Source organism: Enterococcus sp. AZ071 (assembly GCF_050499065.1).
Classification (GTDB): domain Bacteria; phylum Bacillota; class Bacilli; order Lactobacillales; family Enterococcaceae; genus Enterococcus_A; species Enterococcus_A ferrettii.
In genome coordinates this window covers 1817317-1844151 of sequence record NZ_JBIPAS010000001.1, presented here as the reverse complement: position 1 = coordinate 1844151, position 26835 = coordinate 1817317, and the positions used below count along the sequence as shown (strand labels likewise).

Sequence of the window (26835 nt, the reverse complement as noted above, 5' to 3'; positions counted from 1 at the left end):
GACAAACGCGTCTGAAGGTTTTTTTGCATTATAAAATGAGTTTTAATAGCACTGGGATATACACAAGATACAATAGAACCGAATAGCCTAATGAAGAAGCAGCGTATTCCTGATCACCGCCGTAAGATCGAGCGAGGATCGGTACGGAGTTTTGTACCGGCATGGCTGATTGAATGATAAAGACAGACAGCATCAGCTCAGGGACATGAATCCATTGCCCCAATAACCAAACAATTAACGGGGACAGCAAATAACGGCCTACTAAAACGCCAAGAATGTCCTTATTCAGCTTAAGGTTTCGAATTCCTACATTGTACACGATGATTCCGATGACAAACATTGACAAGGGTGTAGTTAAATTACCTAAGTAAGCAAAAAAGGTCGCAGCTTCATTCGGCATAGGCAGGCTAAGCAGTACCCAGCCAACGCCCACTAAAAATCCTAACAGAGCAGGTGAGAATATTTTTTTTAGAACCTGCAACGGATGAAAATGAACCGTTGCTTGTTCAATTTGCGGATGGTCTTTGGCTATCAAATAGATCCCGATGGTCCAAAATAAGGTAGTATTCACAATGTAATAGAGCAGGACATAGGGCACTGATTTCTCACCAAAGATAGCTAAATTAATCGGTAAGCCAATAAAAATCGTATTGGAGCAAGTAAACATTGTGGCGAAGGCTCCTTGGCGACCTTCTGAAACCTTGAATAGTTTGACATATAGGTAGCTGAAGGCAAAGGTCAGCAGCATGGAAATAAGCGGAATAATCATTCCACTGAATAATTGCAAAAATTCTTCACGGGAAAAGTTCTTGGTAATATTCAAAAACATATTGCAGGGAAGGGCAATTTGCAGCACCAATTTGGAGAAAACATCCCCCACTTGGTTGGTAAACCACTGTTTATAGGTCAAAAAATAGCCGATAAACATTAAAGCAAAAATTAAAAATATATTGATATATGCAGATAGCATGAACAACACCTCGCTTCAACTATACCGAAAAACCCCTCTCCCAACAAGATGAATTGGAAGAGGAGTGAAAATTTTCTTAGTTTTTTTGATACAATAACAAACCCGTCAAATTTTCGATCTGCTCCTCAATGCTTAAACCAACTGTCGTGTCCTTAATCAGAATACGGGTCAGTTCATGATCAATTACTTTTTTCAAAGAGGTTTGATCAGATTGCTTCTCTAGCAGATTCTCAACCGAGGTAAAGGGTTCATGAGTAACCAATTGGAAGCCATAGGAATTGTTCAATAGCGAGTACCCAGCAATGCCAGTAGTCTTCTGATAAGCCTTAGAAAGACCGCCATCAATCACAAACAGCATTCCTTCACCTTTAATGGGTGATTCGCCGCCCTTCACCTTCACCGGTGTATGACCGTTGATGATACGAGAGGCGGGTGAATAAAGACCAAACTCTTCTAAAATCATTTCGCAGATTTCTTTTTTATCCCGGAAAGAGTAGTAGCTGTTTTTTACTTCCAAATGCGTCTTTTTATCATTGATGAAGTAGCGCTCAAAGGTTGTCATGGCACTCTTTCCAAATTGGGGTGAGATTTTACCAGTCCAGCAATACCAGATCCAATCAGCATGTGGATTATCTGTACTTTGATCATTGCAACCTAACCGGATTTGGTTTTCGAAAAACTCCAGCAGGCCTTTGCCTTCATAAAGATCCTTGCCAACTTTTAGGGGTAGGAAGTTCCCCTTTTCATCCAATGGAATACAACCATGGAACAGCAAGTGTTGATTGTAAACCAAGTACATGGAGCCTTTGTCCAGTAAGAAATTCATATGTTCTTGCATTTTGACCGACATTTGGAAAGAGGCCATCAGCATATCCACTACATAATATTCCTGCTGAGTAAGGGCATAAGGGTCCTTTTGCACTGTTTTGAAACAGCTGCCCTGCAAAGGGTAAGTATCTTTGCCCAGTTTGATTGTATTGGACTTGAAATTGATCTGATTAAACATTAAACGATCTTCCATCTCAAATTCGGGATGACGTTGAATCAGCTGTCCTTCCAGTTTAAATTGTAAAATAGATAAAGCTTGGTGAACCTTTTCCAGCGTATCTAAACTTTCGATGGAATAGTCTGCGCTGCAATTTTTTTCTTTGGGTGTGAAGACCGGATTTTTTTCATAGTGCTCTTCAGCGTACATAAACAAAGGACGCAGATTTAAGGCATAAGCCTGTTCAATTTCATAAAGATAATTGTAACGGGCAGCAATTCGCAGCAGGGTTATTAGGCAGGCGCGAGAGCCGCCGTAAGCACCCATCCATAAAATATCGTGGTTGCCCCACTGAACGTCGACGGAGGGCTGCTGGCATAAACGGTCCATAATCTTGTCGGCGGCCGGTCCACGGTCGTAAATATCGCCAACGACATGCAGATGGTCTAAGACTAAGCGCTGAATACTGTTGCATAAAGCTATAATGAAAGGTTCACCCTGATCCAGCTCCAAAAGATGAGACATGATTTGGTCAAAGTAATCAGCTTTATCCTGATAATTAGTGTCAGTATACATTAACTCTTCAATAATATAAGCATATTGTTTTGGCAAAGCCTTTCTTACCTTTGAACGAGTATATTTGGTTGAAGAATAGCTCAGCAATTCTAACAATTGGCGTATTTTTTTGCGATACCAGGAACAATCCTTATGATCGAAGAAGGTATTGCTTGCTAATGCTTCTCGTGGGTAAGCTACTAAAATAGTCAGTTTGTCTTTTTCATGGGAAGTCAAACGGTCCTGAAACAGGCCGCTGATTTTCTCCTTGATGTTACCAGCTCCGGTACGCAGAATATGGTTAAAGGCATCGTACTCACCGTGAATATCGCTGATATACAATTCGGTTCCTTTAGGCAAGTGCATGATTGCTTCCAGATTAATTAATTCAGTCAAGATTGCTTCCTTGGTAGTGAATTCTTTTTCCAGCATTTGGTAATATTTTTCACGGGTAGACAGCATAAAAACCTCCAATTAATTTGGCAAATGGCTATCCATGTGTTCAGCAATCAGGGTAGCTGCCTCTTCAATGGATTTGTTGGTTACATCAAGTGAGAATGCCCCTAAATCATCAAAGACACCTAAAGCATAATCAAGCTCGTCTTTGATTCGTTTAATGTCGGCATAACGAGAATTTTCCTGCAGACCTAATGAATGCAAACGGCTGGTACGGATTTTTTGTTGTGTTTCGGGTTCAATAATTAAGCCTACCAGTTTTTCCTTTGGAACATCCTTAATTTGTTCAGGTAAGGGAACCTCTGGGATTAAAGGTAGATTAGCCACTTTATAGCGGTTATTAGCCAAATACATACTTAACGGTGTTTTCGAAGTGCGAGAGATTCCCAGCAAAACGATATCGGCTTCCATAAAGCCTTTTGGATCTTTTCCGTCATCATATTTCACTGCAAATTCAATGGCTTCCACTCGGTTAAAATATTCTTGGTTCAGTTTGTGGACGGTACCTGCCTCTTGTAAAGGAGCAATACCGGTTTTTTGATGAATGATTTCCATAAAAGGACACATTAAATCCATATATTGTAAGCCAGTTCGATCGCAAAAATCAGCAACAATCTTCGTTAAATTGCTGCTAACCAAAGTTGTAACAACAATCGCCCCGTCCTTTAGAGCATCACTTAAAATTTCTTTCAGCTCTTCTTCGTCCTTCATGAACGGGAAACGATAAGAAGTATCAAACTCAACATCAGGAAATTGTGCAGTAACAGCATTCACCAATTTTAAAGAAGTTTCGCCAACGGCATCAGAGATCATATACAACGGTACACTTTTTTTCATTATTATTTTCTCCTATCGATTAGTTTCTGTTTGTTTCGCTTGCTGCATAATATAATTGAAGATGCGTGATTTTGTAATTTTTCCAATGATTTTTTTCGGATCGTCATCGCTGACCACCGGCAAAGAATCCACTTGGTAATCCAGCAAAACTGCGCCAGCTTCTAAGACGGTATATTCTTTTGTACAGGTCCGGATATGTGGTGCACGGGTCATAACCACCGCAACCGGTGTATTCTGCAGATTGCTGTTCAAGGCTGCCCGCAATAAATCTTTTCGCGACAATAGTCCAACGAGATGCTGTTCCTTATCTGTCACATAAATAGAACCGACATCATACATGAACATATTAGTAATTGCATCGTGGATTGAGGTGTCTTGCGGAGTCAGCAGTGGTGAGAGCATAATATCACCAACTTTCACTGAAAAGATCTTATCGAACAAGAATTGTTCGATGCCGACACCGGTATAGGTATACCCAACTTTGGGGCTGGCCTCCAGCATACCGGCCATAGTTAGAAAAGAAAGGTCTGTACGCAAAGTTGCGTGTGAGATACCTAGATTTTCAGCAATCTTTTCTCCGCTTAACGGCTGCTCTTTTTTTACTATTTCGATGATTTTCTCTTGCCGTTCTGATAGCTTCATAAGTTCCTCCTATAGTACAGTGATTCATTCGTACATCAAATATTATACACTTATTCGCTATATAAACAACATAAACAGATGAATAAACGCATATTTATTTTGTATCGATAAAACAAAATCTTTTACGAAAAAGGCGATAAGCGTTATACTATTTTTGGTTAAATAGCCTGTTGGTCAAGGGGTCAAGACGCTGCGTTCTCAGCGCGGAATCACGGGTTCAAATCCCGTACAGGTTATACAGTGCTGCGGCAGTCGTTTTTTATTAACGATTGCGGCAGCTTTTTTTGAAACAAAAACTAGTTGAGGTGTGCAGCTCACGAAAAAAGTCAATATTTTCCAAGCCGGCAGTGTATACTCTTTTGTATACTAGGTAAAAGACAGGAGGCCGGGCGATGGCACAAGCCAAAAAGGTGATTTGTTACGACAAGCAATTACAGCTGGAGGCGTATACTTTTACTGGCGTTTCGCAAAATTTCCCTAATCACTTTCATGACTATTATGTAATTGGTCTAATCGAAGCAGGGGATCGTCGTTTGGTGGTGAATCAACAGGAATATATGATTGGACCAGGCGATCTCTTGACCTTCAATCCTTACGATAGGCATAGCTGCGAAGAAATTTCTGCCGGATGCTTGACCTATCGCTGTTTTAACATTAAAAAGGGAAAGATGAGTCACATCATGCAGGAGATTGGAGCCGTGGAAGAATTGCCTCATTTTCTTCAGCCTGTTCAAAAGCAACCTAGCACGGTTGATGATTTTACCAGAGTACATCAACTGGTGATGGCTGAACAAGAGGAAGGTGAAAAGGAATTACTCTTTTATTTATTGATGGAGGAATTTCTGCAAAATTTTACTTCCATGGAACAAACCGAACCACTTTTTGCCAAGCAAGAGGTAGAGCGAGTGTGCGACTATTTAGAACAGCATTATGGTGAGAAAATTACTCTGGATCAATTAAGTGAAATTGCTCATCTGAATAAGCATTCTTTGGTTCGCAATTTTACTCGTTACAAGGGGATTACGCCTTATCGCTATTTAGAAACGTTGCGCATTGATAAAGCGAAGAAGCTGTTGGAGCAAGGAAAAAGCTTGTTAGAAGCGGCTCAGCAAACGGGTTTTTACGACCAAAGTCACTTTGCAAATTATTTTAATCGTTTAATTGGACTAACCCCGAGCCAGTACCAGTCTGTCTTTTTAAAAATGAAGGAAAAAGAGGATCTGTATGACGAATGAACGAAAATGTGTCATGGTAGTAGATGAGAAGATGCCTATCGGGATTATTGCGAACAGTACAGCAGTAATGGGCGTTACGATTGGCAAACTATTCCCAGAGGTGGTGGGTCGAAATGTCTATGATCAAACCGGTTACGAGCATCAAGGAGTGATTGAATTTCCGATTCCGATTTTAAAAGGTAATAAAGCGTTTCTGAGAGAATTGAAAGAGAAAATGCAAGACTCGAAGTTTGAACAGGTAACAGTGGTTGATTTCTTTGATGCTGCTCAGAGCTGTAAGACCTATGAGGAATATATTGAGAAGATGAAGAATATTCCTGAATCAGCGCTGCAGTATTTTGGTTTAACCTTTTTTGGTCCTAAAAAACAAGTGAATCAATTAACCGGCAGTTTGCCTTTACTGAGATAAGTTAGAAGCTTTGCTGATTCGTGATTATTCGAGTCGGCAAAGCTTTTTTTGCGACAAAAAAACCTAGCTGCAGTGAGCTAGGTTCAATGAATTATTTACGTTTTTGTTTACCAGAATTACGACCATTAGCAGATTTCTTCGGCTGATTGACCGCTTTAGGCTTAATCGGCTCAGCCTTTTTCATGGTTTGTGGTGTTACAACTTGCTTCGGTGGATTCTTCGCCAATTCTTCTTTAATTTTTGCCTTGATCTTTGGACGCATCAATACATTGGTGATGAAGGTTTGGATACAGCTAAAAATACCCCCGACTACCCAGTATAGTCCCACACCAGCTGGTGAACTGAAGGTCATGAAGACAATCATTAATGGTGAAGCAATCATCATGCTGCGCATCGTCTTTTTCTGTTCTTCAGGAACGCCAATCAAAGAAATGTAGCTTTGCAGCAAATAGGCAATCCCAACAACAACAACCAATACATAACTTGGTTTTGCTAAATCAATACCTAAAAACACAGAGCTCTGAATCCCGGTAGAAAAACGGGCAGTATAATACAAAGCTGAGAAAATAGGCATTTGGATCAGCAACGGTAGACAACCAATGCCGCCCATCATGCTAACATTGTTTTCTTTGTAGACAGCCTGCATTTCTCTTTGGGCCTGTGCTTGCTCTTCAGGTGTTGAAGCTTCTTTTAATTTTGCTTGAGCGGCGTCCACTTGAGGCTTAATCGATTGCATTTTTTCTGTTTGAATTAGTGATTTTTTCGATTGGTTGATTCCTAAAGGCATAATAATCAATCGCACGATAATGGTTAAAACAATGATTGCCAAGCCGTAAGACCAATTAAAGTTTTGAACCATCCACTCCAAAAAACTCTCTAAAGGAACAACTAGGAAACGATAAACAATACCTGATGTATCTGGTTTTCCGTCACTGCCCATACGAACACAGCCAGATAGAAATACCACAAGACTTAGGAGACCCGTTCCAAGAAGCCATTTTTTCATTTTATTCATTTAATTCTTCCTCTGCTAATAAAATTTCACACAGGGAATACTATACTAAAGATCGGACCCCTTTTCAATTGTATTTCAAAAAAAGCCGATGGATTCAACGTTTTCTTAATAGATTACAGAGAATTTATCCCGATCTTTAATGGAGGAGTCCTCATACTTTTCCATGTGGTCTACTCGAGCAAAGGAATGGGGCGGTTGCTTAATCTTTTCTAAGAAGGTATCCACTTGTTCACTTGAGCCGATAGCTTTGATCGTTACGCTGCCATTGTCTTCATTTTTTACAGTTCCGGAAATACCAATTTCCTGAGCCAGTAGTTGTGTAGTATAGCGAAAGCCGACACCTTGGACACGTCCAGTTACATTAATATGCATTTTCATGATCTGATTCCTCCTTTTTTACTATCATAACGAGTTTTGCTGGCTGAGACAAGAAATCGCGTGCTATAATGCCAAAGAGGTGACGCAAGTTGAAAGAAATTCAATCAAACAAAAATCCATTTATCAAAGAAATCAAAAAATTGCAGCAAAAAAAATATCGTCAGCAAACCAATTCCTATATTCTGGAAGGCTTTCACCTAGTGCAGGAAGCTTTTAATGCGGGGGCGGAAATTCAAGAGGTTTTTGTCAATCCGCGAGGGCAAAAGGAATGGGCCGATTGGCTGGCTGAACGTTTTCCTGAGTATTATTTAGTTAGCGATGAAATACTGAAAATGCTAGCGGATCAACCGACACCTCAGGGGATGGCAGCTGTTGTTTCCATGACTGAGGATACGATCGAACAGTTTACTGGGGCATGGCTGTTGTTGGATCAGGTACAAGACCCAGGGAATGTCGGAACAATGATTAGAACTGCAGATGCTGCCGGCTTTAGCGGAGTTGTCTTAGGTGAAGGCACGGTTGATTTATATAATCCCAAAACCTTGCGCAGCATGCAAGGCAGTCATTTTCATTTGGCAGTAGTTTCCAGAAAGCTGCCAGAACTGATTTCTGAGTTGCAATCGCAGAAATTCACCATCTTCGGAACCGCCTTAGACAAAAACGCCAAAAATTATCAGACAGTGGATGTACAGGTTGATTTTGCTTTAGTGATGGGCAATGAGGGGCAAGGAATGCGTCCGGATTTGTTAGCCATGACAGATGCTAATCTTTATATTCCTATCAAGGGTCAGGCAGAGTCTTTGAACGTTGCGGTGGCTGCGGGCATCTTAATGTTTAAGTTAATTAAGTGATTGTGAAGAAAAATTCAGGCTTATTAAGGTTCCTTTAAAGTTCGGTATAAGTAAAGTAACTCACCTTTTTTCTTATCTGAAAGCGTGTTATACTACTAAACAGATACGAAAGAAAAGGGGCTTTGCATCAGATGAATTGGCAAGATGATAAAGAGTATATGTCCTATGTTGAAGATCTGCTAGCTACCAAAGAAGTACAAAGATTGGCAAATTACACCCAACACATGAATTCAACACGCTTGGAGCACTCAATTAGTGTCTCTTATAATAGCTATAAATTAGCAAAACGTTTGAATGGCAACGCGAAGGCAACAGCTCGCGCGGGACTATTACACGATTTGTTTTATTACGATTGGCACACAACTAAGTTTGATGAAGGGTCTCACGCTTACATGCATCCACGTATTGCAGTAAAGAATGCAGAAAAGATTACTGAATTATCTGCACTAGAGCGTGACATTATTATCAAACATATGTGGGGTGCAACTATTACACCACCTAAATACAAAGAGGGCTACATTGTGACAATGGTCGACAAATATTGCGCGATCAAAGAAGCAGCAGCACCACTTACTGCACGTTTGAACAAAAGACGTGTGAAAAAAGAAGTTATCTAAGAGCCTAGCAACTAGGCTCTTTTTTTGTTGGTTCTGCTCTTCGCAGTATCCAAAAGAACGATAACTACATAAAAATAGTTTCTTACTTTTCAAGTGTAAAAGTTGACGGAGAGTAAAGCTTCCGGCTACAATAAAAGAGGTGAGTTATAAGTAAACGACACCTTATCCCCACAATAGATGTGAGCGAGGAAGATAAATTTGATTGGAAAAGACAATTTAGTAAAACAGTTTACGTTAGCTTTATTTGGTACCTTTATCGCGGCACTAGGTATTCGCTTGATTGTAGTCAGCGGATTAGGGGCAGATGCAATCAGCACTTTGGTGTTAGGACTCCTGCAGCATATCCCACTACGCTTTGGTACAATCAGCTTGCTATTTAACGCCATCGTGTTAGTCATCATCTTTTTCTATGATCGCAGCATGGTTGGTATTGGTAGCGTTATCAATGGTTTTGGAGTAGGCTTGTGTTTGAATTTAATAGATTCACTCGGTTTGCTGCACACAATCCCCGAAGTATTAAACTATCCCTCAGTGGTGGTAGGAACTGTCGTGTTTGGTGTGGGAACGGGGATTTATCTTTTGGCAAATGCAGGGTCAGCTGCTTATGAGAGCTTAATGATTGTTCTGCAGCGGATACTTAAGGTGTCAGTGAAAACCGCTAGGATCATTCTGGATGGCAGCTTCTTTCTAGCAGGTTTTCTGCTAGGCGGTACAATTGGTTTTGGGACAGTGATTGTTTTAGTTTTGATGGGACCATCGCTGGAGCTGACCTTGAATTATTTGCCTAAATGGCGAATTTTTCGTACGCGAAAAGTCAATTAAAAAGCTGGTGCAAAATTCTAATGAAAGAATTTTGCGCCAGCTTGTTTATTAGCCGCAGGATGGGGCAAGGTTTTTGATAGGAAAATATATCCGACAGCATTTAGAATCATCATGCCGATAAAGATAGCAAATGAACCGGCATTTAACAGCCCGATTTCTAAAATAGAATGGAAAAGCATCGCAGCTACATAAATCCCTCCAACAGTTGTTACGATCAAAAAGATACGTAAAGGATTCAGCGGCAGGCAAGCTTTGATCACTGCTAGACAGCTAATACCAATCAATAGATAATACATTAAAGTGGTTGTGTCCATGTGAGCCCAGTTGTTATTCCGAGCAAGTAATGAGACAACCAATACATTCACAACAACTAGTAAAGCATTGGGAACGGCCGCCCGTAATGCTGTTGGCAGGAATTTTCCTTTGATCCGTTCCTTGTTTCCTTCAAAGGATAAGAAGAAGGAAGGGTAGCCTTCAATTGCCAAGTCAATCAAGGTAATCTGAATTGGAATGAAGGGAAATGCAGTAGCTGTTAGCAAGCAAATGACTGACAATAAGAACGAATAAATTGTTTTGATAAAAAAGATGCCTGATACTTTGGTAACATTATTTACTACGCGACGACCTTCAAAGACAACTTCTGGCAATGAGGTAAAGTCAGAATCAAGTAAAACTAAGTTAGCAATTTGACGAGTGGCATCGTCGCCGTCCGCCATAGCAATACTGACATCTGCTTCACGAAGAGCCAAAATATCATTTACGCCATCACCAGTCATGGCAACTGTCCGACCCGCATTTTTCAACGATTGAACCAGCAATTTTTTCTGATGAGGTGCTACTCGACCAAAAACGGTATACTGCTGTGCAGCATCAATCACTTGTTGGTCAGTTTCACAGGTTGCTAAATCAATGTAACGTTCAAAGTTGGGCAGACCAGCCCGACGAGCAATGTTGGAAACGGTGATTGGATTATCCCCAGAGATTACCTTCAGTTCCACACCCTCGTTATACAAGTACGCCAACGTTTCTTCAGCATTCCGACGAATGACATCTTCAATTTCAATCACAGCTAAGGCTGTTAAGTTTTCTTTTTCTTCAGGTACCTTGCTGCCAGGTCCAACGGCCAGCAGCAACACGCGCAAGCCTTCTTCCTGAGCAAGAGCGACTTGGGCTGGTAAAGCCTCAGCAGCAATTAACTTTTCAGGAGCTCCAAGATAAACCACACCGAAGTCTTCTAAAGCCATTGCACCCCACTTACGATCGGAAGAGAAGGGCAAGACATCTAAACTAGCGTAACGGTCAGTCTCTGGGAAGTAATCCCGCAAAGCTTGCATGGTTACGTTGTTGTCGGTACTTTGTGCTAAGTAGCTGCCTAATAGCGACTGAACATCGATATCATTGGAAATTGGGTGAATATTTGTTACCCGCATGTTTCCTTCAGTGATTGTTCCGGTTTTGTCTAAACAAAGTGTATCGACATGAGCGAGCGTTTCAATTGAGTACATATCTTGAACTAAAATGCGTTTTTTCGCCAGCTTTGTTACACCCGTTGTTAAGGCGATGCTGATTAAAAGGACTAATCCCTTTGGCAGCATACCTAAAACAGCAGCTGCTGAAACGACTACAGATGTTTTGATACCGCTTGTGCGGAAAAAGAAAGCTTCCAGAAATAGTAAAATCCCAAACGGAATAATAATGAAACTGGTAAATTTAGACACCTTGCGTATTGCTCGAACCAATTCTGAGTTGAAGGGCTTGTGCACTTTCGCTTCGCTGGCTAGTTTCGTTGCGTAATTATCAGCACCAACGCGGACAACTTTTGCAACGACCTCTCCACTGGTTAAAAAGCTGCCAGATAGTAACTCATTGCCGGCCGTTTTGCTGATCAAATCAGATTCACCAGTTAGCATGGCTTCATTTACTTCAGCAAAGCCAGATAGAACATTCATATCAGCAGCGATTTGTTCGCCGGCATGCATAATCACAGTATCATCCATTACGAGCTCTGTAGGGTTGATCGCCTGCTCCTTGCCATCACGAAGGACCTTAACCTTTTGTTGGTTAACAATCGACAGCTTCTGCACCAAATTCCGAGCATGAATTTCTTGATAAATCCCGATACAAATATTGGTTAAAATAATGACTAAATAGAACATGTTGGTGTAGGCACCTACTAGAAACAGGCAGATACCAATAATCAAGTTTAAAAAGTTAAAAAGGGTGACGATATTATCGTAGAGGATCGCCTTAGTCGATTTTGTGGCGTTTTCCTCATAGTTGTTTTGCAGCCCCTGCGATTTACGCTGCTGTACTTCGTTTTCAGTTAGTCCCGTTTGCTTCACAACATTTCCCGCTTTCCGTAAAAATCTCATACAGCATTCAAGATAGCATAAAATAAAAAGGCAGATTGAGGAAATAAGGTGAAACAATCGTTTTTTATGAAAATTTTAAAGGACCAAATGTAAATGTATGGAAATTATTTCTTGCTCTTTCAGACTTAAAGGTTCTTTTAAAAAGAAAACGGATTTATGCCTAGTAAGTCAGGGACATATTTGCTACAATAAACGAGGTGTAATTATCGAAGAAGGAGTGTTTTTTAATGATCTCAGCAAGCGATTTACGTGCCGGTATGACCTTTGTTCAAGACGGCAAATTAATTAAAGTATTAGAAGCCAGCCATCATAAACCTGGTAAAGGAAATACTGTTATGCGCATGAAATTGCGCGATGTTCGTACAGGTGCTACGTATGATACTACATTGCGTCCCGATGAAAAGTTCGAAAAAGCAATGATGGAAACAAAACCAGTTCAGTATCTTTACAGTCAAGACGACATGGCAGTCTTTATGGATTTGGAAACTTACGAACAATACGAATTACCAGTTTCTTCAATTGAAGAGGAAATGAAATATTTGTTGGAAAACATGGAAGTGAAAATCCAATTCTTTGGTTCCGAAGTGATTGGTGTAACCTTGCCTACTTCAGTTATCCTGCGAGTGGTTGAAACCCAACCTTCAATCAAAGGAGCAACGGTTACCGGCTCTGGCAAACCAGCAACGATGGAAACTGGCTTAGTAGTCAACGTTCCTGACTTTGTTGAAGCAGGAGAATTATTAGAAATCAATACACAAGAAGGTACTTACGCAAAACGCGCAGGCAAATAATAAAAAAAGGGGGACTCGAATGCTGTGTGCAGTTGAGTCCTCCTTTTATAAGGTAAAAGGATCAGCCACCGGGATTGGATGGCTGATCCTTCATTTTAATGTGTATTAAATTGGGCAACCCAACGTTTGTAAGGCAAGACACTCCCTAAGAAGTAAGTCAGGATGCTTTGGATTGGAACCCAAATAATGGTTTTTATTAGGCGCGGCGCCCAAATGATCCAGCTGTTTAACGGAACATTGTACATAATCGCCAGCCATAGTGGGGTTAAAATTAGATTGATCACAATCGTGTTAACTACGACGGACTGGATAGAATTCTTCCAGGTAATCTCTTTTTTATAAAAGAAAAAGCCGTAGATGGCACCTGATACAAAGGCATTAATCGTAAAGCCGATGAAAAAAGGTGCTTTTGGCAGTAAAGCCATGCCGATAAAATCAGCAACAACCGATCCCACTCCTGTCCAGAGAGGACCAAAAAGCATTCCCATAATGATCTCTGGGACAAAGGTGAAGCTCACCTTCAAAAATTGTGTCTCAATACCTAATACGCGAGACAGTGTAACCATCAGGGCAATCAGTAATGCCATGGTGGTGATGCTTCTAGCATCCAGTTTTTTCTTCATTTCTAGCATCTCCTTTAAGAGCTGCTACATCTTCATGCAGCGAATGCGAAAATAAAACCGCAGACCGAAGTCTTTCGTCCAGCAGGCAACATCCCATCCTTCCGGCACTTAACGCTTTATTCTCTACTCTGATTATTATTCGGGGAAAACCCCGCTAAAGCGTATCATAAATACCTGCCAAGCGCAATCAAACCCGGTTTTCCTTTTTCAGAAAGACAAAAGAAAAACTTTCAATATGGTCTGTTTTCTTATAAAATAAGAGAAGTTATGATAAATAATTCACAAAGACCTGGATAGCCAGCTCTTTGACTATGCAAGTGTGAAAATTAATTCGACAAACGAAGGAGTAGACGCATGTATTCACCGACAGAAACAGCAGAGATTTGTGTAGCAAAAGGAGTAGAAAAAACCAGAAAATCATTGATCCCACAGCTCATTTTAGGTTTTATTGGCGGAGCAATGATTTCGTTAGGGTATTTAGGCTACATGAAGATAGTAGCAATCACCCCGGAGGAGCTGCTTTTTTTAGGAACGCTTCTAGGGGCTTCGGTTTTTCCTATTGGACTAGTAGTCATTTTGTTAGCGGGCGGCGAATTAGTAACTGGCAACATGGTGGCCGTTTCGATTGCATGGCTGAATAAACAAGTTAGCGGACGGGCAGTCATTAAGAATTGGGCGATTATTACTTTTGCTAACTTTTTAGGAGCAGTGTTTGTCGCCTATTTCTTTGGACATCTAGTAGGCTTAACCAGCAGTGGTGCCTATTTGCATGAAATTAAGGTGGTTGCCGAAGCTAAGTTAGCCGCAACACCATTGCAGGCTTTTGTATCAGGGATTGGCTGTAACTGGTTCGTTGGTTTAGGAGTCTGGCTAAGCTATGGCTGCAAGGATTCCGCCGGCAAAATTTTAGGAATTTGGTTCCCGATTATGGTTTTTGTCTTGTTGGGCTTTCAGCATAGTGTGGCGAACATGTTTGTTTTAACAGATGCAATGCTTGAAGGCTATGCAAGCTTGGGCGATTTTTTTGGCAATATTCTTCCAGTTTATCTCGGCAATATTGTCGGTGGTGTTGGTTTTGTATCGCTGCCGTATTTTATGAGCTATTTGAACGGGCATCATTAATCGATAACTGAGGGGCAAGGGATCTCTTGCTCCTTATTTCAATTTTAATATCTGCCAGCTTTGGCTTTTGCGGTTAAACGAAATATGCTACTCTAAGAAAAAAGAGGAGGGGAAATATGACCCGTTCAAATGAAATTGCCGCAGAATTACGAGGGAACGTTTTGTTCAAGTTGTTCCCCTACTTATATAGTAAAAACCTGTCAAAAATGGCGAATCGCTTTCTTTATTCGTCCATTGGCAGCCAAGTGAAAAGTCCCACGCTTCGCTATGAGGAGCGCTTTATTCCGCGAGCGGATGGCAGCCAGCTGCGTATCTGCATCTACCGATCTAAGCAAGTTTCCGAAAATATTCCGGGTATTGTTTGGCTGCATGGGGGTGGTTATTCCATGGGAATCCCAGAATTAGATGAACGAACCTATGAAGCTTTGATAGCTGCAAATCCTTGTGTTATTGTTGCACCAGATTATCGAAGAAGTGTAGATGCTCCGTATCCAGCTGCAATTGATGACTGCTATTTAGCTTTAAAATGGTTAAAGGAAAATGGCGAGAGTCTTGGCTGCCGTTTAGATCAGTTGATGGTAGGCGGCAACAGTGCAGGCGGTGGATTGACAGTTGCACTAACCATGCTGGCTCGCGACAAGCAGGAGGTAAGCATTGCTTATCAGATGCCGTTGTATCCCATGCTGGATGATCGTATGCAGACCGCTTCTGCTAAGGATAATCATGCGCCAGTCTGGAACAGTCGCGCCAACCGAATTGCTTGGGATTTATACTTAGGTAACCTGAAAAAATCCCCTGAAATTCCTAGTTATGCTGCACCTGCGCGAGCCAAGGACTACACAGGACTGCCACCAGCGGTTACCTATGTAGGGGATATCGAGCCTTTTTATGATGAAACGTTGCAGTATGTCAATCAGTTGAAGGCGGCCAGTATTCCAGTTGCTTTGAAGATTTTTTCAGGTGCTTATCATGGCTTTTCACAGGTGAAACCTGATACGGCGATCTCTGAAGAGGCCTTTGATTTCTTCATTGAGAATTATATTTATGCCTGCAAACATTATTTTGCCAAGCAGGTGAAGAGATGAACCAGAGGGAAGCGCAAAAGGAATGGGCGCGCTGGAAATACTATGTGATGGCGCGCTCGCAGGCGGAATATTTAAATTTACGGCAGCTTTTCTCAGGAAACCAATGGAATGAAGAGAAAGAAAAAGTCTTCCTCACCAGTCTGCAAAAAGTCCAGGAGTTTCCCACTAACCCGAAGGCGATGCGCAATGCCTATGAACATGTGTGGGGCTATTTTAAGAAGCAAGCTACCCCAGATGAACGAGTAGCTTTTTACCAGAAGCTGGTCGCAATCAATGAAACACAGGATGATGCATTGCCTTATTTAATCTATTTAAACGAAAAATATCCCAATCAATACCTTGCTGACTCTAAATTATTCAACTAAAGCAGATTGTTTTCTTCTTTCCTACAAACCTTCTATAATGAGAGCGACGGAGGGATAAATGTATGAAAACTAGAGCAATTGTGATAAATCAATACGGCGGGGCCGACCAATTAGTGGAGGAAACAGTGGAACTGCCAGAGTTAGAAGTAAATCAAGTAGTCGTGAAGGTTAAAGCCACTTCAGTGAATCCAATTGATTGGAAGCTGCGAGAAGGTTATTTAAGTCAAATGATGCCTTGGGATTTCCCGATTATTTTAGGTTGGGATGTTGCTGGAGAAATCGTGGAAGTCGGCGACCAAGTAACTAACTGGCAGGTCGGCGATCAAGTCTTCGCCCGACCAGAAACGACCCGTTTTGGAACCTATGCGGACTACACGATCGTTGACGATCATTTATTGGCTAAAAAACCTGAGAATATCTCCTTTGAAGCTGCAGCGGCAGTTCCTTTAGCAGGCTTGACTGCTTACCAAGCGTTATTCACTCATGGTCATTTAAAGGCTGGTGAAAAGGTCTTAATCCATGCTGGGGCTGGTGGAGTCGGCATGTTTGCTATTCAGTTGGCTAAAAATGCAGGAGCTGAGGTTATTACTACGGCTAGTGCGAAAAATCATGAATGGCTGAAGGAATTAGGTGCGGATCAGGTAATTGATTACCACACCACTGACTTTTCAGACGTGTTAACGGATATTGATTTAGTCTTTGATACAATGGGCGGTGAAATTCAAGCGAAGAGTTTTAAGGTTTTGAAACCAGAAAGCGGCCGTTTGATTTCCATTGTGGGCACGCCGGTTTTGGAATTAGCCAAAGAATACAATATCTTATTGGCCAAAAGCATTTGGTTAAATCCTGACGGCGGCCAATTACAGCAGCTGGCTGAATGGCTGCAATCTGGAGAAGTGAAAAGTGTCATGGGAGAAACCTTCCCATTAACAGCTGAAGGTGTAAAAGAAGCCCATCAATTAAGTGAAACACATCATGCACAAGGGAAAATTGTTCTGACAAATACTAGCAATGCCAATTAATTTGTATAATAAAAGTGGCTGTTGAGAAGATCATGTTAAAATGGTCTTCTTTTTTTATCGCTATTGACAGCTTCAGCTTTTGTTTGTATCGTTAAAATAAAATGTTGGAGGTTGTGCCATGAGTAAGATTACCGAAAGTATTGCCTTTTTGCAGCAGCAAAAATGGATTGACTTAACCCATACTGTTTCAGCTGAAATTCCTTATTTCCAAGCCTTTAAGCCACTAAGTGAAGAGACGTTATGTACGTTGGAAAATGATGGCTTTTACGCCAAAGAATACCATGTGGTCACACAATATGGGACGCATATTGACGCCCCGATTCACTTTGCAGCAGGCAAGGATCATTTAGAGCAATTGGATATGCAGGAATTTATTCTGCCGTTGGTTGTTTTGCACAAAGAAGCAGCCGTAGCAAAGAATCCAGATTATTGTCTAACAGTTGCTGATATCGAAGCGTTTGAGCAGGAGCATGGGGAGATTCCAGCAGGCAGCTTTGTAGCCTTTGCTAGTGGATGGTCAAAACGATGGAACGAGCATGCTTCTTATTACAATGTTGATGAGAACGGTCAAGCCCATACGCCGGGCTGGTCATTGGAAGCTTTGAAGTTTTTACACGAAGAGCGTAACGTAACGGCGATTGGACATGAAACATTGGATACCGATACTTCGATGGATTGCACCAAAAATGGTGGCTTGATCGGTGAATTCTATTGGTTATCGCAAAATAAATTCCAGGTGGAGGTCTTAACCAATTTAACTGATGTTCCGGCAATAGGTGGAGCGATTTTTCTAGGTGTTCCTAAAATTAAGGGAGCGCCTGGCTTCACAATTCGTGCCTTTGCAATTGTACCTGCGGAATAGGTGAAAGATGATTAAGGTACTGACGACTGATCATGAATTGAAGGAAGCTTTAGCAGTTGTATGGCAGGTATTTACTCAATTTGAGGCCCCAGAATATTCGATAGAAGGTGTTCAGGAGTTCAAAGAATACGTGGCTTTTGATGCAATGCAGCAGCGGATAAAAGCAAAAGAATTGAAATTGTGGGGCTATCACCAGGATGAGAAAATAGTGGGCGTCATTGGTGTGCGGCTGCCAGCTCATATTTCATTGTTATTTGTGGAATCGGCCTATCATCGACAAGGAATTGCCAGAAAGTTATCTCAGACGGCGCTTTCAACCATAGGCGAGCCAGCAGTTACTGTCAATTCCTCCCCCTATGCGCTTTCCGTATATCAGCGGTTAGGCTTTGAGGAAACTTCAGAAGAACAAGTAGTAAATGGGATTCGCTTTATTCCCATGAAATACAGCGTAAAAAAACAAGGCTTAGAATAAAAAGCCTTGTTTTTTTAGGAATTCTTTTGTTTGTGGACGGCGTGGTTCATAAAAGTGAGCCAACATTTTTCTTGACCAGTCAGCATCTGCTGAGTTAGATGACCGTTGCCCATAATAGTCTTGCATGAGGTGGTCGTAGGCTGAAATACGTTCCTCAGTCATCGGCTGATAACGATCAACGTGCTGAATATCCTGCAGCGGCAAACGCGGCTTCACTTCATTTTTTTCAGCCGGATAGCCTACTGACAGGCCAAACAATGGGAAAGTATATTCAGGCAGCTCAAGTAGCTCGGCCATTTTAAACAAATCGTTGCGAATCCCACCGATGTAGCAAATTCCTAAGCCTAGAGATTCAGCATAAACACTCAATGTTTGAGCAGCAATCGTTGTATCTACAACCGAAACGGTGAAGGCTTCCTCATTTTTTAAGGCTGCTAAAGAATGATCCTGCTGGGTTAAGATCTGAGCATGCTTATTTAAATCAGCTATAAAAACATAAAAGGCACCTGCATCCTTAACATAGCCAAAGCAGTTAGATAGGCCTTCAATGATTTCCAGTTTTTGCGGATCAGTTACTTCAATAATGGAATAAGACTGAATAAAATTGGAGCTGCTGCCGCTTTGAGCAGACAATACCAATTGCTTCTTAATTGCTGATGATAGTTTCTCTTTGGTGAACTTGCGAACCGATGTATGGTTCATTAATTGATCGAGTAAATCCATTGTAGGACCTCCATTCTTTTCTTCATGATAAAACAGCTGAATGAAAATGTAAAAGGCGAACATTCCTGTAAATTATATGAAAAAAGATTCACGATTCCCTCATCTCTTTCTAAAGATTGTGCTATAATGAGAAAAATCAATTTGGAGGGATTATTATGCGCGGCATCGTAACCGTTATTGGAAAAGACAAAGTAGGAATTATTGCAGGTGTCAGCCAAAAATTGGCTGAGCTTGAAGTGAATATTTTAGATGTGTCTCAAACGATCATGGATGACTATTTTACTATGATGATGTTGACTAATTTAACGAATGCCAACAAAGAATTTGATGATATTCGTGAAGAGCTTAATCAATTAGGCAAAGAGCTAGGGGTAAAAATCAGCGTGCAAAACCAAGAAATTTTCGACACCATGCACAAGTTATAGGAAATTTTTTAACCAAAACAGGAGGGCGACATGGAAACCAATCAAATACTAGAAACCATCCGAATGATTGAAGAAGAAAATCTAGACATTCGTACGATTACGATGGGTATTTCATTGTTGGATTGTATCGATAGCGACAGTGAAAAAGCCTGCGAAAAAATCTATCAAAAAATTACCACTAAAGCGAAAAATTTAGTACAGGTCGGTCAGGCAATTGAGTCTGAGTACGGGATTCCGATTATCAATAAACGAATTTCAGTTACACCAATCGCTATCATTGCAGCAGCTAGTGATGACACGGATTATGTGAAGTATGCGAAAACGTTAGACCGGGCAGCGAAGGAAGTCGGCGTTGATTTTATCGGCGGATTCTCAGCCTTAGTTGAAAAAGGCTATCAAAAAGGCGACAAAATTTTGATTGATTCCATTCCTCAAGCGCTGGCTGAAACAGACTTTGTCTGCTCATCCGTTAACATCGGTTCGACTAAAGCCGGAATCAACATGGATGCTGTCAGACACATGGGTGAAATCATTAAAGAAACCGCAGCCGCTTCTGAACTAGGCTGTGCCAAATTAGTCGTCTTTGCTAATGCGGTAGAAGACAATCCATTTATGGCAGGTGCTTTCCACGGTGTTGGAGAAGCAGACTGTGTAATTAACGTGGGTGTCAGTGGACCGGGTGTAGTAAAACGTGCATTGGAAAAAGTGAAGGGTGAACCCTTTGATGTGGTTGCTGAAGTAGTGAAACAAACGGCCTTTAAGATTACTCGTATGGGCCAATTAGTTGGTCGTGCGGCGTCAGAGCGCTTAGATGTTCCATTCGGAATTGTTGACTTATCCTTAGCACCAACACCAGCTGTAGGAGATTCTGTGGCGCACGTATTAGAAGAAATGGGCTTAGAAACGGTAGGAACTCATGGGACTACTGCTGCTTTGGCATTGTTAAATGATGCAGTGAAAAAAGGCGGCGTGATGGCCTGCAACCATGTTGGCGGACTATCCGGTGCGTTCATTCCGGTTTCTGAAGATGCCGGCATGATTGATGCGGTAAATAACGGCTCACTAAATATTGAAAAATTAGAAGCCATGACGGCTATTTGTTCCGTTGGTTTAGATATGATTGCTATTCCTGGCGATACACCAGCTGCCAGCATTTCTGCTATGATTGCGGATGAAGCAGCGATCGGTGTTATCAACCATAAAACAACTGCAGTTCGGATTATTCCAGCAGCCGGCAGTAAAATTGGTGACACGGTTGAATTTGGCGGCCTATTAGGTCGTGCACCAGTAATGAAAGTAAATCCAGCTGATTCGGCTGACTTCGTTGCTCGTGGTGGACGGATTCCAGCACCGATCCATTCTTTTAAAAATTAATTTTACGAAGAAGGCCCTCTGCGGCTTTCTTTTTTTGTTTTATTTGTAAGATGGAGAAAAATTGCTAATAAAAGCCCGCAAGTCCCTCCGCATAACTTAATTCACCGCCAAATATTAGCAAGTTGCGAATGCTTTGTACCTTTAAAACAACCAACTAATTTGAACGGTGACAAGCTTCAGCTTTTCTGAGAGAATAGAGGAGGAGGCGATAATGATGAAACGAACAATGGTTGTATTAATGGGAATAGTATTTTTCCTGACTGGCTGCAGTGCCAAGCCGGCTGAGTCAGAGGAGAATCCAACATTTGATAAATATATCCAGCAGGCAGAGAAGCTGGTAAAGGAAAAAGAGTATCCTGATGCAGTTAAGGAATATGATAAAGCGTTAGCAGTAGATACCAAGCAGGAGAAGCAGCCAGTGGAGGATGACAAGGCTGGTGTGAATTTACTGATCGCTGTTAATAAATTAATTGACGAAAAGGACTATCGCAAGGTAATTGAGCAATTAGGCTCTTCAGATTTGCGCAAAAGCAAAGATGTTATCGTGCATAAGCAGCTGGAAGAGGTCTATCAAGCTGCCCGCTCGAAGCAACGAGAGCAGTGGGGCAGTGAAGAAGAGTCAACCGAGGAATCTACAGCTGCCAAGCCCTCGACTAATCAAGCTGTCAGCAGCAGCCTTTGGAATGCTGAAAAAGGCAAAGCCTTGCAAGGCTTCATGGCACAATGGGGTTCTGCCATGGATCAGAAGTATGAGAATTATTCTGATGGCGTAGTCGGTGATTTTTATGGAATGAGTATTCCAAATGATGTTGTAGCCCATGCTGCAATCGGTGGAAAGAAAGCGAACCTAAACTTAAGCAAAGAGGTTACTAGTCAAAAGGGACGATATTTGGTAGCAATCTATTCTGATGCTGCTTATAGCGGCTATATGGATAAGCACCTCTATCTGTTTGTCATTGACAATGGGCAGCCTAAGGTCTATGTAACAATGCAAAACCAAGGGAACAGTGAAAATCTGCTGTACTTTGATGAAACAGAGAACCAGGATGTGAAAAATGGCTTTGCAGCGATTGTTGCCAATACCAAGGGTTATCAATCCGCAGGACAAGCTAAGAAGCAGCTGTCAACGAATGAAATCAATCAAACCTTTTTAGACTGGGCGATTCAGCGGGGAGAAATGGGCGGCATGGCGGTTTCTAGTCGGTACTTTACTCACGGAGCAGCTGGCAGGGGAGATTGGTATGCCCAGACACCGGATGGTGAGGTGCAAATGCAGGATAACGGGAATCCCGGTGCAGCAGCCTTTAAGATTCACATTATTGGCGGCTGTGTGTTCTATACTTCTTTAGATGGCACAATCGGGTTGGACCAAAAAGCTGAAGGAAGCAGTACTGCTGAGAACTATTATATTAATCTGGATCAAAGTCAGCCCGTTCATGTCTATTTGTTGGGTGATAACGGCAAAGTGTATGAGTATACTCACGTTCCGGTCGAAGAAAAAGCAATTGGCTTATTTGGCGAATTGGAAGATGACGGGACTAAAGGACAATACGGACCTACCAAAACCTTCGCTGTTTCTGAAGATGCTGATGCCCAGGCGAAATTAAAAGAATTGTTAAATTAAAAACGGCTTTCCACAATCAAAGTGGGAGCCGTTTTTTAGTAGATCTCAGTTTTGAAAACATTCAATAGCAGCTTGCTGATTGCGGCAGCACTCATACTTTCATAATCTCTTAACCAGCGAACAATTAAACCTACTGAGCCTTCGACAAAGTAAGACAAATAGAGCTCCTTTTCTACTGTTGAAGCCTCTGGAAAATACTGGGAAAAATGCTGAAAGGCTTCCGGCTTAATTCGCTCCAGCAAGGGCGATAAGAAATTACTTTGATGATTGCCCAGCACCAGAATACGTACCTCTGGCCGTTGCTGAATTTTTTGCAGCAAAGTGGTTAACCAATTTTCAATCGGCTGACTATTTAACTGAATATCCGCCAACAAATCCTCCGTGGTTTCTTCTTCAATCTTCTGCAGCAGATCAAAAGCATCCTTGTAATATTTATAAAAGGTTCCCCGATTAATATCGGCCAGCTGAGTAATTTCCTTTACAGTAATTTTTTCTAAATCTTTTTGAGTTAATAGTGTTAAAAAGGCTTCGCGAATGGAATTTTTCGTGTAAATGGTTCGACGATTATTAGCTATTCCTACCATCTTTTCTCCTGCTTTCTTTCAACATTTCAAGTAAAACTGTCGCTTTAATGACAGGCATTTCAGTTTTGTTTCTTGTTCTTTGGAATGTTGCCTAGTATACTAACAACAGACTAAAAAAGCAACAGCTGTTCAATTAATGGAGGTCATAAGGTGAATTATGTAGAAGTCCAGCATGTATCAAAACGTTATCAAATGGGAGAATCGGTCATCACAGCGAATGACGACCTATCCTTTAACATAGAAAAGGGAGAACTGGCAGTCATATTAGGTCCCAGTGGTGCCGGAAAATCAACTGTTCTGAATATTTTAGGTGGAATGGATGCACCAGATGAAGGAAAAATTTTAATCGACGGTACGGATATTGCTCAGTACAACGATAAACAATTGACCGCCTATCGTCGGGAAGACGTGGGTTTTGTTTTCCAGTTTTATAATTTGGTACCGAACTTAACAACGAAAGAAAATGTTGAATTGGCCACGGAGGTTTCACCGAAAGCGCTCGATCCAGAGGAAGTCTTAAAGCAGGTGGGATTGGATCATCGCCTAAACAACTTCCCCGCACAATTATCCGGCGGGGAACAGCAGCGGGTGTCGATCGCTCGAGCACTAGCCAAGAATCCGAAGCTGCTTTTGTGTGATGAGCCAACCGGGGCACTAGATTTTGAGACTGGAAAGCAGATTCTAAAGCTTTTGCAGAATGCCAGTCGAGTGCAAGGCAATACGGTCTTAATTATTACGCACAATTCAGCTTTGGCGCCGATGGCCGATCGGGTCATCCGGATTAATGACGCCAAGGTTCGTTCGGTTGAGGTGAACAAAAATCCTATTTCAATTGATGAGATTACGTGGTAGGTGCTGCCGATGAAAAATAAAACCTACTTAAAAGCCAGCCTGCGGGAAATTGCTTACTCCAAGGGCCGCTTTATCGCGATCATTTTAATTATTTTGCTGGGAACGATGCTGTTTGTGGGGATCAAGGCCGCGGGTCCCATTCTGAATTCTTCAGCCAGCCGCTATGTCGATAGTCACGACTTATCTGATTTGCAGGTAGTTTCCACCGGCGGATTAACCGAGGACGATTTAGCTGCAACTAAAAAAGTGAAAGATGCTAATGTAGAACCAGGGTACCAATTCTTTTATGCTGATCCAGATAAAAACGAAGTGGTTCAAGTCTTCTCCTACGATCCGCAGCAAAAGCAGAATCAATTAGTAGTAACCGAGGGCCGATTGCCCAAGACAGACAACGAAGTCATTCTAGATACTAAAGCTAAAGACAATGGCTATAAGATTGGTGACACGTATAAAATCAATGATGCGGATCAATTGAAGGAAGCCAGCTATAAAATTGTCGGCTTTGCGAACTCGCCAATCTTCATCAGCACAGGGGAGCGGGGACTTTCCAATGTTGGCAATGGTCAAGTTGATTATTTTGCATATATACCAAAAAAGCAGTTTAAATCAGAAGTATACGGTATTTTCTATCTCACCTTTGAGCAAACGAAGGATTTAGAAACCTATGGCAGCGACTACGAAGATAAGGTGAAAGAAAAGAGTGAACAGCTGGAGACACTGTTTGCTGATCGACCGCAAGAACGGCTGGCAGAAATCCGTTCCAACGCGCAGACTGAAATAGACCCAGAAAAAACCAAAGTAAGTGATGGATTAACGGAGCTGGACCAAGCTCAAGCACAGCTTGACCAGCAGCAGGCCTTTGCATCACAACTGCCAGCTGAACAACGGGCGCAATTATCAGCAGCTCAAACACAACTGACAGAAAACCGCCAGCAGTTGACGGAGGCTCAATCCAAAATTGAGGAACAGGAACAAACCTTGGCAGATATGAAGGAACCCAGCTACTCCTTCCACCAACGCTCAGATAATCCTGGCTTTCAGGAATATGGCGATCTGTCCGAACGAATTGCGGCGATTGCCAATGTTTTCCCCGTCTTCTTTTTCTTCATCGCGGCATTAATTACCTTCACCACCATGACCCGGATGGTCGAAGAAAACCGCCGGGAGATTGGCACTTTAAAAGCATTAGGCTACAGCAAGTTTGAAATATCAAAAAAGTATTTTATCTATGCATTATCTGCTGCGGCGATTGGGATTTTATTGGGAAGTGTTATTGGAACAGAGGCTTTACCACGAATTATTTTTGCTTTGTCCAGTGAACGATACAACTTCGATCAGGTCCATATTTACTATTTGCCTCGCCCGATTATTCAGGCGTCAATTGCTTTTGTGCTAGCCAGTCTGGGCTCAGCCTTACTAGTTTTAATGAAGGACTTGCGAGAAAAACCAGCGCAGCTGCTGCAGCCGAAAGCACCGAAACCAGGCAAGCGGATTTTCTTAGAGTATATCAAACCACTCTGGTCCCGACTGAGCTTCAATCAAAAGGTCAGCTATCGCAATCTGCTGCGCTATAAATCACGCATGGTCATGGCAATTATTGGTATTTCCGGTTGTGCCGGGTTGATGGTTGCTGGGGTAGGCTTGAAGGATTCATTAAGCTCAGTTACGGCTAAACAATTTGGCCCAATCATTGATTATCAAGGAATCGTTACGCTCTCCGATGATGCAGATAATCCAGCAGATCGGCAAACAGTTGAAACGGTATTTGATCAAGAAGGACAGGTAACTGCCTCTCTGCCAAGCTTCAATGAAGCAATTGAAATTCGACAAAGCGGACAAGGCACGCAGCAGCTAACCATGATGGTTCCTCAGAGCAGCAAGGATTTTGCTGACTATGTCCATTTGAAGGATAGGGAAGAGAAAACAGTCAGGTTGGATGATCATGGTGCGGCTATCACTGAGAAGCTGGCGGAGCTTTTTGATTTAAAAGAAGGAGACAGTCTGACTATCTATGACAGTGAACAGCAGCCGATCAAGCTGAAGATTAGCCACGTCGTAGAAAACTATCTTGGTAATTTCTTATATATGTCCAAGGATTACTATCAGACGATTACCGATGACAGTTATCAACCCAATGCTTTTTTCCTGCAAACAAAAAGCATGAGTGAGAAACAGGAAAACCAGCTGTCTGAGGAGTTATTGGCAAGTGAGAAAGTTGTAAATACCTCGTTTGTTTCGCAACAAATTCAGACGCAAGAAGATTCCATGGCGAATCTGGATGCCATTGTACTGATTTTCGTGGTGTTGTCTGGTTTGTTAGCCTTTGTTGTATTGTATAACCTAACCAATATCAATGTTTCAGAGCGGATTCGTGAACTGTCGACGATTAAGGTGCTGGGCTTCTTCGACAAAGAAGTAACTATGTATATCTTCCGAGAAAACGTCATTTTTACACTGCTGGGAATTGTGGTGGGCTATGGTGTTGGCATCGTGCTGACAGCCTTTATTCTGCGGCAGGCTTCCATGGAGAATGTCATTTTTCCTTTAGTGATTCACTGGACAGCCTATGTAATTTCTGGTGGATTAACGATTGTTTTCACGCTGATTGTCATGGCAGTTACGCATGTGAAGCTGAAGCATATCAACATGATTGACGCATTAAAATCGAATGAATAGTTTTTACCGCTGTCTTTTACAGGCAGCGGTTTTTTAGGTTACAAATCAGCTGTTAGGGCATTTTGTGTGGGGGATTTTTGTTCCCATGGTA

The 26835-nt window shown here is 41.8% G+C and carries 27 protein-coding genes, 1 tRNA gene and 1 riboswitch; of the genes, 18 read left to right on the top strand and 10 right to left on the bottom strand.

Features of this window, described 5'->3' with window-relative positions:
• Positions 1-28: 28 nt before the first annotated feature.
• From IGI49_RS09085 to IGI49_RS09070, 4 genes are all read right to left on the bottom strand, one after another.
• Positions 29-970, bottom strand: a complete 942-nt coding sequence (locus IGI49_RS09085; RefSeq protein WP_429964249.1) for an AEC family transporter — start codon at positions 968-970, stop codon at positions 29-31.
• 76 nt (positions 971-1046) lie between these two features.
• The gene (locus tag IGI49_RS09080; RefSeq protein ID WP_429964248.1) at positions 1047-2972 is read right to left on the bottom strand and encodes a fructose-1,6-bisphosphatase; all 1926 of its coding nucleotides are present in this window, start codon (positions 2970-2972) and stop codon (positions 1047-1049) included.
• 12 nt (positions 2973-2984) lie between these two features.
• Positions 2985-3803 carry a pyruvate, water dikinase regulatory protein gene (locus IGI49_RS09075; RefSeq protein ID WP_207704797.1) on the bottom strand — a complete coding sequence of 273 codons (819 nt, stop codon included), beginning with the start codon at positions 3801-3803 and terminating at the stop codon, positions 2985-2987.
• A 12-nt stretch (positions 3804-3815) separates the two neighbouring features.
• Positions 3816-4445: a helix-turn-helix transcriptional regulator gene (locus IGI49_RS09070; RefSeq protein WP_429964247.1), complete on the bottom strand. Its 630-nt coding sequence runs from the start codon at positions 4443-4445 to the stop codon at positions 3816-3818.
• 164 nt (positions 4446-4609) lie between these two features.
• Here IGI49_RS09070 and IGI49_RS09065 point away from each other — a divergent pair.
• The 3 genes from IGI49_RS09065 (at position 4610) to IGI49_RS09055 (ending at position 6089) form a co-directional block, all read left to right on the top strand.
• Positions 4610-4681, top strand: a tRNA-Glu gene (locus tag IGI49_RS09065).
• A gap of 156 nt (positions 4682-4837) precedes the next feature.
• Complete coding sequence (locus IGI49_RS09060) at positions 4838-5680, top strand: helix-turn-helix domain-containing protein (protein WP_429964246.1); 843 nt, start codon at positions 4838-4840, stop codon at positions 5678-5680.
• Complete coding sequence (locus IGI49_RS09055) at positions 5670-6089, top strand: DUF2000 domain-containing protein (RefSeq protein WP_429964245.1); 420 nt, start codon at positions 5670-5672, stop codon at positions 6087-6089. Before IGI49_RS09060 ends, IGI49_RS09055 begins: the two co-directional genes overlap by 11 nt.
• Before the next feature lie 91 nt (positions 6090-6180).
• On the opposite strand, the gene yidC is transcribed toward IGI49_RS09055, so the two are convergent.
• Both yidC and IGI49_RS09045 read right to left on the bottom strand, forming a co-directional pair.
• Complete coding sequence (gene yidC, locus IGI49_RS09050) at positions 6181-7104, bottom strand: membrane protein insertase YidC (RefSeq protein ID WP_429964244.1); 924 nt, start codon at positions 7102-7104, stop codon at positions 6181-6183.
• A gap of 105 nt (positions 7105-7209) precedes the next feature.
• Positions 7210-7482 (bottom strand): acylphosphatase, encoded by a 273-nt coding sequence (locus IGI49_RS09045; protein ID WP_429964243.1) that lies wholly within the window; start codon positions 7480-7482, stop codon positions 7210-7212.
• A gap of 89 nt (positions 7483-7571) precedes the next feature.
• Here IGI49_RS09045 and IGI49_RS09040 point away from each other — a divergent pair, with 89 nt between their 5' ends.
• From IGI49_RS09040 to IGI49_RS09030, 3 genes are all read left to right on the top strand, one after another.
• Positions 7572-8333 (top strand): TrmH family RNA methyltransferase, encoded by a 762-nt coding sequence (locus tag IGI49_RS09040; RefSeq protein ID WP_429964242.1) that lies wholly within the window; start codon positions 7572-7574, stop codon positions 8331-8333.
• Positions 8334-8464: 131 nt separating this feature from the next.
• A complete protein-coding gene (locus tag IGI49_RS09035; protein WP_207704804.1) occupies positions 8465-8950 on the top strand; it encodes an HD domain-containing protein in 486 nt (161 codons plus the stop codon).
• Between the two features lie 198 nt (positions 8951-9148).
• Positions 9149-9772, top strand: a complete 624-nt coding sequence (locus IGI49_RS09030) for a YczE/YyaS/YitT family protein (protein ID WP_429964241.1) — start codon at positions 9149-9151, stop codon at positions 9770-9772.
• Positions 9773-9789: 17 nt separating this feature from the next.
• Here IGI49_RS09030 and IGI49_RS09025 read toward each other — a convergent pair whose 3' ends face one another.
• A complete protein-coding gene (locus IGI49_RS09025) occupies positions 9790-12144 on the bottom strand; it encodes a cation-translocating P-type ATPase (RefSeq protein ID WP_429964240.1) in 2355 nt (784 codons plus the stop codon).
• Between the two features lie 227 nt (positions 12145-12371).
• Here IGI49_RS09025 and efp point away from each other — a divergent pair, with 227 nt between their 5' ends.
• The gene (gene efp / locus IGI49_RS09020; RefSeq protein WP_207704807.1) at positions 12372-12935 is read left to right on the top strand and encodes an elongation factor P; all 564 of its coding nucleotides are present in this window, start codon (positions 12372-12374) and stop codon (positions 12933-12935) included.
• 95 nt (positions 12936-13030) lie between these two features.
• Here efp and IGI49_RS09015 read toward each other — a convergent pair whose 3' ends face one another.
• Positions 13031-13558: a folate family ECF transporter S component gene (locus IGI49_RS09015; protein ID WP_207704808.1), complete on the bottom strand. Its 528-nt coding sequence runs from the start codon at positions 13556-13558 to the stop codon at positions 13031-13033.
• 35 nt (positions 13559-13593) lie between these two features.
• Positions 13594-13691, bottom strand: a riboswitch (THF riboswitch).
• Between the two features lie 221 nt (positions 13692-13912).
• Between IGI49_RS09015 and IGI49_RS09010 the strand changes: the two genes are divergently transcribed.
• The 6 genes from IGI49_RS09010 (at position 13913) to IGI49_RS08985 (ending at position 18486) form a co-directional block, all read left to right on the top strand.
• Entirely contained in the window at positions 13913-14680 is a 768-nt protein-coding gene (locus tag IGI49_RS09010; protein ID WP_429964239.1) for a formate/nitrite transporter family protein, read from the top strand.
• Positions 14681-14796: 116 nt separating this feature from the next.
• A complete protein-coding gene (locus IGI49_RS09005; protein ID WP_429964238.1) occupies positions 14797-15765 on the top strand; it encodes an alpha/beta hydrolase in 969 nt (322 codons plus the stop codon).
• Positions 15762-16130, top strand: coding sequence for a DUF1722 domain-containing protein (locus tag IGI49_RS09000; protein WP_429964237.1), 369 nt, complete (start codon positions 15762-15764; stop codon positions 16128-16130). Before IGI49_RS09005 ends, IGI49_RS09000 begins: the two co-directional genes overlap by 4 nt.
• 62 nt (positions 16131-16192) lie before the next feature.
• A complete protein-coding gene (locus tag IGI49_RS08995) occupies positions 16193-17152 on the top strand; it encodes an NADP-dependent oxidoreductase (protein WP_429964236.1) in 960 nt (319 codons plus the stop codon).
• Between the two features lie 118 nt (positions 17153-17270).
• The gene (locus IGI49_RS08990) at positions 17271-18014 is read left to right on the top strand and encodes a cyclase family protein (protein WP_429964235.1); all 744 of its coding nucleotides are present in this window, start codon (positions 17271-17273) and stop codon (positions 18012-18014) included.
• A gap of 7 nt (positions 18015-18021) precedes the next feature.
• Positions 18022-18486: a GNAT family N-acetyltransferase gene (locus tag IGI49_RS08985; RefSeq protein ID WP_429964234.1), complete on the top strand. Its 465-nt coding sequence runs from the start codon at positions 18022-18024 to the stop codon at positions 18484-18486.
• Here IGI49_RS08985 and nfsA read toward each other — a convergent pair.
• A complete protein-coding gene (gene nfsA, locus IGI49_RS08980; protein WP_429964233.1) occupies positions 18478-19209 on the bottom strand; it encodes an oxygen-insensitive NADPH nitroreductase in 732 nt (243 codons plus the stop codon). The two genes, IGI49_RS08985 and nfsA, sit on opposite strands and share 9 nt — an antisense overlap.
• Before the next feature lie 155 nt (positions 19210-19364).
• On the opposite strand from nfsA, the gene IGI49_RS08975 reads away from it, so the two are divergent.
• From IGI49_RS08975 to IGI49_RS08965, 3 genes are all read left to right on the top strand, one after another.
• Entirely contained in the window at positions 19365-19634 is a 270-nt protein-coding gene (locus IGI49_RS08975; RefSeq protein ID WP_429964232.1) for an ACT domain-containing protein, read from the top strand.
• Positions 19635-19664: 30 nt separating this feature from the next.
• Positions 19665-21008 carry a PFL family protein gene (locus tag IGI49_RS08970; RefSeq protein WP_429964231.1) on the top strand — a complete coding sequence of 448 codons (1344 nt, stop codon included), beginning with the start codon at positions 19665-19667 and terminating at the stop codon, positions 21006-21008.
• Between the two features lie 211 nt (positions 21009-21219).
• The gene (locus IGI49_RS08965; RefSeq protein ID WP_429964230.1) at positions 21220-22632 is read left to right on the top strand and encodes a DUF4767 domain-containing protein; all 1413 of its coding nucleotides are present in this window, start codon (positions 21220-21222) and stop codon (positions 22630-22632) included.
• Positions 22633-22667: 35 nt separating this feature from the next.
• On the opposite strand, the gene IGI49_RS08960 is transcribed toward IGI49_RS08965, so the two are convergent.
• Positions 22668-23216: a TetR/AcrR family transcriptional regulator gene (locus IGI49_RS08960; RefSeq protein ID WP_429964229.1), complete on the bottom strand. Its 549-nt coding sequence runs from the start codon at positions 23214-23216 to the stop codon at positions 22668-22670.
• Between the two features lie 150 nt (positions 23217-23366).
• Between IGI49_RS08960 and IGI49_RS08955 the strand changes: the two genes are divergently transcribed.
• Positions 23367-24068 carry an ATP-binding cassette domain-containing protein gene (locus IGI49_RS08955; RefSeq protein ID WP_207704820.1) on the top strand — a complete coding sequence of 234 codons (702 nt, stop codon included), beginning with the start codon at positions 23367-23369 and terminating at the stop codon, positions 24066-24068.
• A gap of 9 nt (positions 24069-24077) precedes the next feature.
• A complete protein-coding gene (locus tag IGI49_RS08950) occupies positions 24078-26744 on the top strand; it encodes an FtsX-like permease family protein (RefSeq protein ID WP_429964228.1) in 2667 nt (888 codons plus the stop codon).
• The last annotated feature ends 91 nt before the right edge of the window (positions 26745-26835 follow it).

Excerpts from the sequence above, each read along its gene's own strand:
- IGI49_RS09085 (WP_429964249.1), bottom strand. The coding sequence starts at position 970 with ATGCTATCTGCATATATCAATATATTTTTAATTTTTGCTTTAATGTTT.
- IGI49_RS09080 (WP_429964248.1), bottom strand. The coding sequence starts at position 2,972 with ATGCTGTCTACCCGTGAAAAATATTACCAAATGCTGGAAAAAGAATTC.
- IGI49_RS09075 (WP_207704797.1), bottom strand. The coding sequence starts at position 3,803 with ATGAAAAAAAGTGTACCGTTGTATATGATCTCTGATGCCGTTGGCGAA.
- IGI49_RS09070 (WP_429964247.1), bottom strand. The coding sequence starts at position 4,445 with ATGAAGCTATCAGAACGGCAAGAGAAAATCATCGAAATAGTAAAAAAA.
- IGI49_RS09060 (WP_429964246.1), top strand. The coding sequence starts at position 4,838 with ATGGCACAAGCCAAAAAGGTGATTTGTTACGACAAGCAATTACAGCTG.
- IGI49_RS09055 (WP_429964245.1), top strand. The coding sequence starts at position 5,670 with ATGACGAATGAACGAAAATGTGTCATGGTAGTAGATGAGAAGATGCCT.
- yidC (WP_429964244.1), bottom strand. The coding sequence starts at position 7,104 with ATGAATAAAATGAAAAAATGGCTTCTTGGAACGGGTCTCCTAAGTCTT.
- IGI49_RS09045 (WP_429964243.1), bottom strand. The coding sequence starts at position 7,482 with ATGAAAATGCATATTAATGTAACTGGACGTGTCCAAGGTGTCGGCTTT.
- IGI49_RS09035 (WP_207704804.1), top strand. The coding sequence starts at position 8,465 with ATGAATTGGCAAGATGATAAAGAGTATATGTCCTATGTTGAAGATCTG.
- IGI49_RS09025 (WP_429964240.1), bottom strand. The coding sequence starts at position 12,144 with ATGAGATTTTTACGGAAAGCGGGAAATGTTGTGAAGCAAACGGGACTA.
- efp (WP_207704807.1), top strand. The coding sequence starts at position 12,372 with ATGATCTCAGCAAGCGATTTACGTGCCGGTATGACCTTTGTTCAAGAC.
- IGI49_RS09015 (WP_207704808.1), bottom strand. The coding sequence starts at position 13,558 with ATGAAGAAAAAACTGGATGCTAGAAGCATCACCACCATGGCATTACTG.
- IGI49_RS09010 (WP_429964239.1), top strand. The coding sequence starts at position 13,913 with ATGTATTCACCGACAGAAACAGCAGAGATTTGTGTAGCAAAAGGAGTA.
- IGI49_RS09005 (WP_429964238.1), top strand. The coding sequence starts at position 14,797 with ATGACCCGTTCAAATGAAATTGCCGCAGAATTACGAGGGAACGTTTTG.
- IGI49_RS09000 (WP_429964237.1), top strand. The coding sequence starts at position 15,762 with ATGAACCAGAGGGAAGCGCAAAAGGAATGGGCGCGCTGGAAATACTAT.
- IGI49_RS08995 (WP_429964236.1), top strand. The coding sequence starts at position 16,193 with ATGAAAACTAGAGCAATTGTGATAAATCAATACGGCGGGGCCGACCAA.
- IGI49_RS08990 (WP_429964235.1), top strand. The coding sequence starts at position 17,271 with ATGAGTAAGATTACCGAAAGTATTGCCTTTTTGCAGCAGCAAAAATGG.
- IGI49_RS08985 (WP_429964234.1), top strand. The coding sequence starts at position 18,022 with ATGATTAAGGTACTGACGACTGATCATGAATTGAAGGAAGCTTTAGCA.
- nfsA (WP_429964233.1), bottom strand. The coding sequence starts at position 19,209 with ATGGATTTACTCGATCAATTAATGAACCATACATCGGTTCGCAAGTTC.
- IGI49_RS08975 (WP_429964232.1), top strand. The coding sequence starts at position 19,365 with ATGCGCGGCATCGTAACCGTTATTGGAAAAGACAAAGTAGGAATTATT.
- IGI49_RS08970 (WP_429964231.1), top strand. The coding sequence starts at position 19,665 with ATGGAAACCAATCAAATACTAGAAACCATCCGAATGATTGAAGAAGAA.
- IGI49_RS08965 (WP_429964230.1), top strand. The coding sequence starts at position 21,220 with ATGATGAAACGAACAATGGTTGTATTAATGGGAATAGTATTTTTCCTG.
- IGI49_RS08960 (WP_429964229.1), bottom strand. The coding sequence starts at position 23,216 with ATGGTAGGAATAGCTAATAATCGTCGAACCATTTACACGAAAAATTCC.
- IGI49_RS08950 (WP_429964228.1), top strand. The coding sequence starts at position 24,078 with ATGAAAAATAAAACCTACTTAAAAGCCAGCCTGCGGGAAATTGCTTAC.